The organism is Okeania sp. SIO2F4, assembly GCF_010672385.1.
Classification (GTDB): Bacteria; Cyanobacteriota; Cyanobacteriia; order Cyanobacteriales; family Microcoleaceae; genus Trichodesmium.
This window is the reverse complement of the sequence record NZ_JAAHGT010001014.1, coordinates 1-3405: the sequence shown is the minus strand read 5'-3', so window position 1 is coordinate 3405 and position 3405 is coordinate 1. Positions and strand designations below refer to the sequence as shown.

Here is a 3405-nt window from a genome sequence, read left to right as displayed (position 1 = left end):
GGAATAGAGGTTGACAAACGTATTGTACTTGAGTTCCAGAGTTGTGCTTTCCGGTCCTCTTGGTTTTCATAAAGTTTGGTATTATAGCTCAAAACGTCAGATTTAATACTAACTAAAATGTCAGAGTCTCCATCGTTGTCATAGTCTGCCAAACTGTAATTATTGATATTAGTAGGCAAAAGAACTTTGGTATTTTCAGTTAAGTTACCATCTATATTTTCGTAGAGTTTTGTAATAGAATTGGAGGAGTTGTCATTACCAGTTAGGAGCAAGTCCCAATCTCCGTCAATGTCGTAGTCTATCCAACTATGAAAACCTTTATCATAGTTATAAAAAGGTGAGTTAGTCGCAATACCAGGTAGAATAATATTTGTATCTTCAACAAAAGTATTCCCAGTATTTTTGTATAGTTTAGAGATATAATTGTCAGAATTATCCTCACCAGTTAATAAGATATCCCAATCTCCATCATTATCGTAATCTTTCCAACTAATATCTCCCCAGATACCAGGTAAGGTAACATTTGTATTTTCCACAAACCCACTACCTATATTTTCATAAAGCTTAGTTTGAAAGTTAGAAAGAAAAAAAGGATCGGGAAAACCGTTGAGGATAACATCTAGGTCTCCATCATTGTCATAGTCTTGTCTGTTAGTAAATCCATTAAGAAATGGTAGATTTTCCTGATAATCTGTAGCCTCAAACCCACTACCTGTGTTTTCATAAAAGTAGTGTTTAGTAGTATATCTTAGGAAGAAGTAAGACACATTTAACCTGATATCTAAATTTCCATCATTGTCAAAATCAATCCAATCTCCATTATTAATATAATCAGTCGTTATAGTATTATAATCTAGAGTAGCGTACTCAACTAAACCACTCTCAGTGTTTTGTAATACTCTATTGCCATATAAGATATCTTCATCTCCATCATTATCAAAATCCCCAACAGTTAAATCTGGATCATAAATATAACTGTTAAAACCATCTATAATACTGAAAGACAAGTTTGGATCTTCAGTAAAAGTCATAATATTCTCCTCAGAAAATATAAAAACTACCAAAATTTGTGTTCTACTTATATTTTAACTCAAGTAAATTGACGATATTTTTCACCTCATAGTTGCACAATTAATAGCTGTTAATTTTTGATAAATTATTTTGCCAAATAGAGTAATCTATGTTAGGAATATCTAAATAATTATGGCAAGTTAAATCTTAATAATATTGAACTTATCTTGTTAGGAAAAAGCTCAACATTAAACTACCTGTTAAAAATCAATGGATTCATCTTCTAATATTATTATCCTGGCTCAAAATCGTCATGATTATCGCTGCACAAATTTAGGATAAAAATCCGCCTCCTCAATAGAAATATCAACCCTAGTTTTTAGCCTCGGCAACAGTTTAGAAAAAATCCCCTTAAATCAAATAATAAACTTAGATACTCTCCTCACTCCCTTACAATTTAATCCCATAACTAATCCCTCTGATGTTATTAACAATTTAATCGCCGAAAGTATCCACCCACCACTATATTTTCTCCTCACACATTTCTGGATGAAACGATTTTTAAACCCAGGATAAATAGCATCTCTCTGGGTAGGGCGATCGCTCTGTGTCATCTTTGGTTTAGCTATACTTGCATTTCGCTCTCGGTTAATAAGTCACATCGCAGGAGCAATAATGGCAGTTTCCCTCTACGGAATTTATCTCGCCCAAGAAGAGCAACATTATACCCTTACAATTTGATAATTAATTTTTTTGCTTAAATTTACTATTAATTTTCCCCTTGTATTCCACAGATAATAGCAGGATTTTATATCAGACAAAAGTGTTATTATTGCTAATAATCATAAGGATTTTTAGGTTTAGGAATTGATTCTATTTCTGTTGGCAAAATTGTTAATTTACGTTGACCGCTCAACTCGTCAGTAATCATTTTTCCTTTTACTTTCAACCAACTATCTTGAGGATATTTACTCCGACTTCTGCCTTCTGGTAATTTAACTGGTAATCCCACCGGATAAGCATCAGCAGCACAGCAAGTCAGAATAAATCTAGATATCCAGAAATATTGCTCAGATAATCCCCTAGGATAAATTACAAAACCAGTTACTTCAACTTTTTGACCGTTATAAGCATCTGGTTCTGGATAAACATTTAAAGTCCTGATCCATTCAATTAGCGATCGCTCTTCTGGTTTAGTTGCAGTCCGAAATTCTTGAGGTTGACTTCTAGTTACTGGCAAAGATTCTGTTAACCCTCTTTGTAATGCTGTTTGACTAGCAAAAACTTGAGGAGTAATTGTTAAAGCTAGTAAAGCAGATATTAATAGTAAAGCACTACTCCAACCAGGAGGAAAAAGGTTAATATGTTGATTTTCAATTATACTAAGTTCTTGTTTCGATCTCTTTGATAATCCATAATTTTTGCTAATATTCCATAATTCCCATATTTTGCATCCACCTAATATTAATAAAGTGATTCCAGCACCAACAGTTAAACCAAAATAACGGGGATGAATCAATATATATAACTTTCCTGTCAGCCAATAATTTATCAACAAAAATCCCCAAGCCAAAATTGCTGCTACATCTAACCAAGGTTCATATCGTTTAAGTAGAGAAAATAATGATTTTTCAACCTTCATATAAAAAATTATTTCTGTAAATTATCGGCTAATTCAATTTAAATATAAGTTCACAACAAAAGCCATAATAAATGTCAATTGTGCTGCCAATATCATTAAATAAATCACAGCCCGTGACCGAAAAACTGATAATAACAAACCAACAGCTTTAATATCAATCATCGGTCCAAAAACTAAAAAAGCTAATAGAGAACCACTGGTAAAGGTTGCAGCAAATGACAAAGCAAAAAAAGCATCTACAGTTGAACAAATGGAAACCACTGCTGCTAAAGCTAGCATAGCAATAATTGAAGTAACTGGACCTTGACCAAGATTCAGAATAAGTTCACGGGGGGCAGCAACTTGAATAATCGCAGCGATCGCACTCCCAATTACTAATACTCCTCCTAATTCCCGTAACTCCTGCACCATACTATTTAACAAAAACAAAAGTCGCTGTTTATCAGGCACAACGAAGAGAGATGTCCAACCTATACCTTTGTTAGTAGTTGTTTGATTGCTCATCCCCAAAGACTTACCTTGAGCAACAGATGTCGTCATCGCTCCGGGAAAAAGTCCCATAGACTCTAGGGGTAGAGATGTAGTAGATTGTCCTAAAAAAAATGTTCCTGACTGTAGAAGAGGAGAAGTTTCAAACGTTTGAGAAACTGACTGTTGTCTAGGTAATAAACGAGCAGTTGTGGGTTGCAGAATTTGTCGTATATCCTTCTGAACACTAAATATCCAACCAATAATTGTTGCTCAAGGTAAGA

At 33.9% G+C, this 3405-nt stretch carries 4 protein-coding genes; all 4 read right to left on the bottom strand.

Annotation, left to right across the window (positions count from 1 at the left end; all coding sequences use genetic code 11):
- Positions 1-1031, bottom strand: a 1031-nt coding sequence (locus F6K22_RS36455; RefSeq protein ID WP_293109549.1) for an FG-GAP repeat domain-containing protein, incomplete at its 3' end; no start/stop codon positions are given.
- Between the two features lie 396 nt (positions 1032-1427).
- Entirely contained in the window at positions 1428-1625 is a 198-nt protein-coding gene (locus F6K22_RS36450; RefSeq protein WP_293109547.1) for a hypothetical protein, read from the bottom strand.
- Positions 1626-1846: 221 nt separating this feature from the next.
- Positions 1847-2653 carry a TIGR03943 family putative permease subunit gene (locus tag F6K22_RS36445; protein WP_293109546.1) on the bottom strand — a complete coding sequence of 269 codons (807 nt, stop codon included), beginning with the start codon at positions 2651-2653 and terminating at the stop codon, positions 1847-1849.
- A 33-nt stretch (positions 2654-2686) separates the two neighbouring features.
- Complete coding sequence (locus tag F6K22_RS36440; protein WP_363275206.1) at positions 2687-3385, bottom strand: permease; 699 nt, start codon at positions 3383-3385, stop codon at positions 2687-2689.
- Positions 3386-3405 lie beyond the last annotated feature (20 nt).

Coding starts and splice junctions, on each gene's coding strand:
- F6K22_RS36450 (WP_293109547.1), bottom strand. CDS start 1,625: ATGACACAGAGCGATCGCCCTACCCAGAGAGATGCTATTTATCCTGGG.
- F6K22_RS36445 (WP_293109546.1), bottom strand. CDS start 2,653: ATGAAGGTTGAAAAATCATTATTTTCTCTACTTAAACGATATGAACCT.